Origin of the sequence: Nocardia sp. JMUB6875 (assembly GCF_041154655.1) — a bacterium.
GTDB lineage: Bacteria > Actinomycetota > Actinomycetes > Mycobacteriales > Mycobacteriaceae > Nocardia.
Genome location: NZ_BAAFGR010000270.1, coordinates 1 through 7,240, shown reverse-complemented (window position 1 = coordinate 7,240; position 7,240 = coordinate 1). Strand labels below are relative to the sequence as shown.

The following is a 7,240-nucleotide window of genomic DNA, read 5'->3' as shown; positions in this document are numbered from 1 at the left end:
GGGTTGGGCAGGGTCAGCGGGGTGTCGGTGAGCTTGTGGGTGTCGCCGTGGTGGGTCAGCGGCAGGGGCGGGCCCGAGAGGAGCCGGTAGGTGGTGGTTCGGGCGGTGAGGTCGACGGCGATGCGGCTGGCGCGCCATTGCAGCCGGAAGGCGAGGCGGTCGAGCTTCTCGGGCAGGCGGGGCGCGAAGGCGGGGTGGTCGAGATGGTCACGGAAGCCGCCGAAGCCGCCCACGCAGCTGAGCCAGGTGCCCGCGAGGGAGGCCACGTGTAGTCCGGCGTCGACATTGTGGTGCAGGTCGTGCAGGTCGGTGAGCGCGGCCTCGGCGAAATAGTCGTAGGCCAGGGCGAGATGACCGACCTCGGCGGCCAGGACCGACTGCACGCAGGCCGAGAGGGAGGAGTCGCGGACGGTGAGCGCCTCGTAGTAGGCGAAGGCGCGGGCCTTCTGATCCTGGTCGAAGGCATCGGGGCACAGGTACATCGCCAGCACCAGGTCGGCTTGTTTGACCACCTGCAGCCGGTAGAGATCGAAGTACGGATAGTGCAGCAGGAGCGGATACTTCTCCGGCGGCGTGGCATCGAAATCCCAAGGGGCGTACCGGGTGAAGCCCTCCGACTGCTCGTGCACCCCCAGTTCGCGGTTGTAGGGCAGCACCATGGCGTCGGCGTAGTCGCGCCAGCGCGCGACCTCCTCGGCGCGCACGCCCAGGCGGTCGGCCACGTCGGTGCGGCGCAGGCAGCGCGCGGCCGCCTCCCGCAGGTTCCGTTGCGCGAGCAGGTTGGTGTAGAGGTTGTTGTCGGCCAGGGCGGAGTACTCGTCGGGGCCGGTGACGCCGTCGATGCGGAAGCCGTCCGATTCCAGGTGGCCCAGACTCGCCCACAGGCGTGCCGTCTCGACGAGAAGCTCTATGCCGCACTCGGTTTCGAACTCCTCGTCCCCCGTCGCGGCCAGATAGCGCGCGGTGGCGTCGGCGATGTCGGCATTGACGTGGACGGCCGCGGTGGCGGTGGGCCAGTAGCCGGAGGCCTCCTCGCCATTGATCGACCGCCACGGGAACATCGCGCCCAGCTGGCCGAGTTCGGTCGCGCGCCGCCGGGCCTGATCGAGGGTGGCGTGCCGCCAGCGCAGCGCGTCGCGGGCGGCCCCGGGGACGGTGTAGGTGAGCACCGGCAGCACGAAAGTCTCGGTGTCCCAGAACGCGTGCCCGTCGTAGCCGGGTCCGGTCAGGCCCTTGGCGGGAATGGCGCGGGCCTCGCCGCGCGCGCCCGCCTGCAGGACGTGGAACATGGCGAACCGGACCGCCTGCTGCAGTTCGGGATCGCCGTCGAGTTCGATATCGGCCTGCGCCCAGAACTCGTCGAGATAGGCGCGCTGGCGCTGCAGCAGTCCCGCCCAGCCGATCTCCATGCCCGCCGCGAGCGCCGCCTCCACCTGCGCGCGCAAGGCCGGTGCGGAACGGCGCGCGGACCAGCCGTAGGCGAGGAACTTGGTCAGGCACAGGCCTTCTCCGCGCGCCACGCGGGTCGCGATGGTCACGCGGGCGAGATCATCCTCGACATGCACGACGCGGCGGGGCGTGTTGCCGACCTCGAGTTCGTGGTTCATGCCCGCCGCCATCCGCAGCCCGGAGCGGCGGGTGTGGTGGACCAGGACCGCGGCGAGGTCGCCCGCGCCGTGGTGGTCGGCGACCAGCGGCCGGTCCAGTGCGGCGGCCAGGCGCGGATCGCCCGGGGTGGCCGCGATGGGTTCGTTCACCAGCAGATCCGACTGCACGACCAGTTCGAGATCGTGGTCGACCGGGTCGACCCGGTAGCGGATGGCCGTCACCGCCCGCTCGGTGAAGGAGACCAGCCGCTCCGAGCGGATCCGGACCCGTTGACCGGTCGGCGAGGTCCAGAGCGTGTCGCGGCGCAGGGTGCCTGAGCGGAAGTCGAGGACGCGCTCGTGGGATTCGGTGTGCCCGTAGCGCAGATCCATCGGCTCGTCCTCCACGAGCAGGCGGATGATCTTGCCGTCGGTCACGTTGACCACGGTCTGGCCCTGCTCGGGATTGCCGAATCCGATTTCGGCGTAGGGCATTACGCGGGTTTCGTAGAAGCCGTTGAGGTAGGTCCCGGGCATGCCGACGGGTTCACCCTCCTCCAGGGTCCCGCGCAGGCCGAGGTGGCCGTTGGACAGGGCGAAGATCGATTCGGTGCGGTGCAGCGCGTCGAGATCCAGTCCGCGCCAGCGCAATTCCCACGGTGCGATCTCGAATCCCGCATCGCTCATGCCGGCTCCGTCAGCTTCGCCAGGTCCGAGACCACCACGTCCGCGCCCGCCTGCCGCAGGGCCGCGACGTGTTTCGGCGAGCCGATGCGCTCGACGCCGACCACAAAGCCGAATTCACCGGCGTGTCCGGCCTCGACCCCGGCGACGGCGTCCTCGAAAACCGCCGCGTGTGCGGGTGATACACCCAATTCTTCGGCGGCGGCGAGGAATCCGTCCGGGGCGGGCTTGCCGCGCAGCTTGCGCTCGGCGAAGGTGTTTCCGTCGACGCGGACCTCGATGAAATCCGTCAGGTCGGCGGCGGCCAGGACGGCGGCGGCGTTCGCCGACGAGGACACCACGGCGATCCGCAGCCCCGCGTCGCGTACCGCGGTCAGGTAGTCGACCGAGCCGGGGTAGACGTGTACGCCGTCCTCGTCGATCATCGATTCGAGCACCCGATTCTTGCGGTCACCGATCTCCTGCACCGTCCACTCGTCGGGGTCGCTGCTCTCCTCGGGCACAGTGATATTCCGCGACTTCAGGAACTCGCGCACGCCGTCTAGCCGGGGGCGCCCGTCCACGTGCCACTGGTAGTCCTGGGTCGAGAACGGTTCGTACTCCGGCCCGCATCGCTCCGCCAGGAATTCGTCGAAGACTTGTTTCCAGGCGCGCTCGTGCAGTGTGGCCGTGCTGGTCAGTACCCCGTCGAGATCGAACAGCGCCGCCGAGATCGCCCCCGGCAATCCCAGCGGACCGACGTCCTCCGCGTCGTCCCGTGTCATGTTCCGGGCCTACCCGCATGATCGGCCGATCAAACCGTCCCGCCTGGGCGGCGTTTCACCGTCGTCAGGACGGTTATGGCCGGGCTATGACTCCACTGTGGCTGACCGACCTTCCCCGACCGGCCCGCTTGCGCGTCACGCCCGGACTGCGGTCCGACGTGGTCGTCGTGGGCGGCGGGCTCACCGGACTGACGACGGCATTGCTGCTGGCGCAGAACGGAATCGACGTGTGCGTGGTGGAGGCGCGGCGCATCGGTGAGGGCACCACCGGGGCCAGCACCGCGAAGGTGAGCCTGCTGCAGGGTGTGCGCGGCCAGCGGATCCGGCGGCGGCATTCCGCCGATGCCCTGCGCCAGTATCTCGACGCCAATTCCGCTGGGCAGCAATGGCTTCTCGACTACTGCTCGCACGCCGGGGTGCCCGTGCAGTACACCGACGCCTACACCTATGCCCAGTCCGATCGGGAGGTCGAGCGGGTGCGGGCCGAGCATCGGGTGCTGGCGCAGGCCGGATTGCCCACCGAGCTGAGCGAGAGTCTCGACGTGCCGTTTCCCGCGCGGGCCGCGGTCCGGCTGGCCGATCAGGCGCAGCTGAATCCGATGGCCCTGCTCGCGGGGCTCGCCGCCGAGGTCGAGTCGCACGGGGTGCAGATCTTCGAATCCAGTCGCGCGCAGGGCGTGCGGTCCGCCAAGTCGGGTGATTTCCTCGTCGATACCGAGCACGGGCCGATCGAAGCGGGGACCGTCGTCCTGGCCACCGGCACACCGATTCTCGATCGCGGCGGTTTCTTCGCCCGTCTGGTTCCCCAGCGCTCCTACCTGACCGCCTTCCGGCTCTCGGAGCCCGCGCCCGAGGGCATGTACATCAGCGCGGGCGAGCCCACCCGTTCCCTGCGCCAGGTTCCCGATCCGGACGGCGACGTCCTGCTGGTCGGCGGCAACGGCCACACCGTGGGCCGCGACAGCGATACCGCCTCCCGCGTCCGCGATCTCGTCGATTGGACGCAGCGCTACTTCACCGTCGGTGACCCGCTGTCCACGTGGTCGGCCCAGGACTACTACCCCACCGGCGAACTCCCCCAGGTGGGCCCGATACTCCCCGGCCAGGATCGACTCCTGGTCGCGACCGGCTTCGCGAAATGGGGCCTGACCAACGCCGTGGCCGCTGCCCTGGCACTGGCGGGCCGCATCACCGGGAAATCCCCGCACTGGTCCGGCGCACTCGCGAGCTGGCGTCCCACCGACGCCACCGGAATCCCCGCGGCTATCACCGCGAACGGCTCAGTGGCCCTGCAATTCTCGGCAGGCTGGCTGCACGTAGTCAGAACCGGCGACGAACCCGCACCGCCCGAAGGCTGCGGCCGAGTCAACCGCCGCCTGCTCTCCCCCACCGCCACCTCCACCGTCGACGGCGTCACCGCCTCCGTCTCCGCCGTCTGCCCGCACCTCTACGGCATAGTCCGCTGGAACAATGCCGAACAATCCTGGGACTGCCCCCTGCACGGCTCCCGCTTCGCCCCCGACGGCACCCTCCTCGAGGGCCCCGCCACGAAACCCCTACGCCGCCTACCGGATTGACCCTCTAGGTGCACTTCCCGGCGCCCGCATCGTGCGCACCCTCCACCGCGGCCTGCTGCTGCTCCGGAGTCAGCACGGGCCAGTCGGCGGTCTTCGGAAAGTTGTCGATAGCCTCCGCAACCGCCTGATCCACCGCCCCCTGCCCAGACTCCTTCCTCAGCTTGTCCACCCGAGGCAGCAAATCCTCACAGGTCTTCCGCCGCATCTGCGCCGGCGAGATCGCCGACGGCGCCGACACCTCCCGTGAAGTCTGCGGCGGCACCAACTCCCCCGGTGACGTCGGAACACCGTTCGACACCGAAGAATTCGGCGTCGTCGTCACGGGCACCCCAACCTGGTGCCCACACCCCACCATCGTCAACGCCGCCGCCAACACCCCACCGGCGATGACAACCGGCCTCCGGCCCCGCAATGACATTCCCATGTCGACCGCCTACCCGCCCATCCCCGAGGGAAACGCGCGGGCACGGCCGCCCTTCTCATCGGAGGGGCGGTTCCCGCGTCTCGACCGCGAGGTTTGGCGGTTCAATTGCCGCACAAGATCTTTCAGCGCCCATTAGCCTTCAAGGACCGGGTCCCCCTCGGGCAAGTTCCTGACTACCGATGGAGTTCGAGATGTCCAATGTTCCGGCCGACCTCAAGTACACCGACGAGCACGAGTGGATCCGCTTCGAGTCCGACGGCACCATGACCATCGGAATCACCGACCACGCCCAGTCGACACTCGGCGACATCGTGTTCCTCGAGCTCCCCGCCGTAGGGAAACAGGTCAAGGCCGGCGACGCCATCGGCGTAGTGGAATCGGTCAAGGCCGCATCCGATATCTACTCCCCCCTCACAGGCGAAATCGTCGCGACCAACCCCGACGCTGCGGAGACCCCAGAGGAAGTCAACAGCGACCCCAACGACACCTGGCTGTTCAAGATCAAACTCGCCAACGACGCCTCAACAGACAACCTGCTCGACGCAGCCGCCTACAAGAAGCTCATCGCCTAACACCCCCACCCCCGATGCCCGACGAGAATGCAACCACGCAGCCAAACATCGAGAAGACTTCTCCACCAGTGCATTCTCGTGACCTACGACCGGCTTGGGCTATCCAGAACGTCGGGTTCTGCCGCTGATTCTCGGTCGCGGAGAGGGTATTCGACGTAGTCGGTCGGTGGGGCGCCGAATTCGACGTTGTTCTCGCCTGCGGCGAAATCGGCGCGGTGCTATTACTCGGCGTCTTCAGCGTCTCGGTACCGGTGAGATGCCGACGGTCGACGTTCATGAGCGGCTCGGCCAGGACGCGCTGTCCTTACCGCCTGTGAGTGGTGGATCGGCCGCCGCGATTTCAGGATTGGTGGAAGGACTCGATCACGTGCTGTACCCGGAGCCCGGTAGCGAAATCCGCCAGCGTGGAGGGTGCGCCGTGGACCGCTGCGGCGAACTCGGCGAGCCGGCTTTCCTCACTGCCACGGGGTTGCGGAAGCTCGGTGCGGTGCCAGCCATCGGCGTCGCCGAGCCACAGGTCGCCCCAGGCGGTGATGCGATACGAACGCTGCGAGCCGTAGAGGGTCCACTCGTAGGTCTCCGGTCCTGCGGCCACTTGCCCGCTGACTCGGACCGGGACACCGTTAGCGGAAAACAGTCCGGCGGCTGCGGTCTCACCCTGTGATCCGTAGACCACGTGGGTATGAATCCGGCTCAGCGGTCCCACTATCCGATCGGTGAGGAACACGAAGTGCGAACCGACCTCACGTAGGAAACCACCCTGCTCACGCCCGGCCACCCAGCCCGCACCCCGCTGAAAGTCCCGGGGCCACTGGGGGAATGACAGGCGAATATCCACACCGAGGACGGCTCCCGCCTGCCCGTCTCGGACGGCTCGTCCCACCCGCACCGCCGCGCTGCGGTCGGACAGGCTGAAGTTCAACGCGTTCACGACTGCCGTCTCCGCGGCCACGGCGACCATCTCCGCGGCCTCCGACGCGTCGACGGCAAGCGGTTTCTCACAGAAGACCGCCTTACCGGACTTCATCGCCGTGATCGAGTAGCCCGCGTGCGTGGTCGGCGGCGACGCGATATAGACGGCATCGATGTCTTTGCGCGCCAGCACGTCCGCCGGGTCGGACGTCAATGCGAGCTCCGGATATGCCGTTCCAGCGCGATCGAGCGCTGCGGCACTCGGATCGGCCGCCAGCACGACCTCGACGACGGCTGACCGGTTCGCGACATCCAGCATTTCGGCACCCATTGCGCCGAGTCCGATGATGCCGAGCCGAAGGACCTTTTGCTTCACGAACGCAGCCAACCCACGGCAACACCGGATTGTTCCCGGTCCCTGCTCATTCGGGCCGCTGGGCTCGCAATCTGTCGGATGCGCAAGGCGGCCGGGCCATAGCTGAGGAGAGTGAGCGCTCATGCCGCGAGGCGCGCTGTTCTAGCCGGTCATGCCAGGGCGACGGCGCTTGCGTTATTGCGCTGCGGTCCACGCTAGCCACTCTTCGCGGTAGGTTGATGGCCCAGGTACGGGAACCCGTTGGCGGTGAGATTCACTGCGGCGCAGTCAAGTCCGCGACGTTCTGCGGCCTGGCTTCCGCAATCGAGGCCGTGGCGGCCGGTCTTATTCGGGTGGGGTGGGTGG

Annotated in this window: 6 protein-coding genes; 2 read left to right on the top strand and 4 right to left on the bottom strand. The window is 68.3% G+C overall.

The genetic code is table 11. The features are described from left to right. Both ACAM49_RS37475 and ACAM49_RS37470 read right to left on the bottom strand, forming a co-directional pair. Window positions 1-2,273: glycoside hydrolase family 65 protein (locus tag ACAM49_RS37475; protein WP_369640277.1), on the bottom strand; the 2,273-nt coding region annotated here is incomplete at its 3' end. Next, window positions 2,270-3,034 (bottom strand): HAD family hydrolase, encoded by a 765-nt coding sequence (locus ACAM49_RS37470; RefSeq protein WP_369640276.1) that lies wholly within the window; start codon window positions 3,032-3,034, stop codon window positions 2,270-2,272. The genes ACAM49_RS37475 and ACAM49_RS37470, both read right to left, overlap by 4 nt. A gap of 86 nt (window positions 3,035-3,120) precedes the next feature. Here ACAM49_RS37470 and ACAM49_RS37465 point away from each other — a divergent pair, with 86 nt between their 5' ends. Further along, on the top strand, window positions 3,121-4,611 hold the full coding sequence (locus ACAM49_RS37465; RefSeq protein WP_369640275.1) for an FAD-dependent oxidoreductase: 1,491 nt from the start codon (window positions 3,121-3,123) through the stop codon (window positions 4,609-4,611). A 4-nt stretch (window positions 4,612-4,615) separates the two neighbouring features. Here ACAM49_RS37465 and ACAM49_RS37460 read toward each other — a convergent pair whose 3' ends face one another. Next, complete coding sequence (locus ACAM49_RS37460) at window positions 4,616-4,933, bottom strand: hypothetical protein (RefSeq protein WP_369640274.1); 318 nt, start codon at window positions 4,931-4,933, stop codon at window positions 4,616-4,618. A gap of 293 nt (window positions 4,934-5,226) precedes the next feature. Between ACAM49_RS37460 and gcvH the strand changes: the two genes are divergently transcribed. Beyond that, the gene (gene gcvH / locus ACAM49_RS37455) at window positions 5,227-5,607 is read left to right on the top strand and encodes a glycine cleavage system protein GcvH (RefSeq protein WP_369640273.1); all 381 of its coding nucleotides are present in this window, start codon (window positions 5,227-5,229) and stop codon (window positions 5,605-5,607) included. 340 nt (window positions 5,608-5,947) lie between these two features. Here gcvH and ACAM49_RS37450 read toward each other — a convergent pair whose 3' ends face one another. Then, a complete protein-coding gene (locus tag ACAM49_RS37450) occupies window positions 5,948-6,895 on the bottom strand; it encodes a Gfo/Idh/MocA family protein (RefSeq protein ID WP_369640272.1) in 948 nt (315 codons plus the stop codon). Window positions 6,896-7,240: the final 345 nt, after the last annotated feature.

Excerpts from the sequence above, each read along its gene's own strand:
- ACAM49_RS37470 (WP_369640276.1), bottom strand. The coding sequence starts at position 3,034 with ATGACACGGGACGACGCGGAGGACGTCGGTCCGCTGGGATTGCCGGGG.
- ACAM49_RS37465 (WP_369640275.1), top strand. The coding sequence starts at position 3,121 with ATGACTCCACTGTGGCTGACCGACCTTCCCCGACCGGCCCGCTTGCGC.
- gcvH (WP_369640273.1), top strand. The coding sequence starts at position 5,227 with ATGTCCAATGTTCCGGCCGACCTCAAGTACACCGACGAGCACGAGTGG.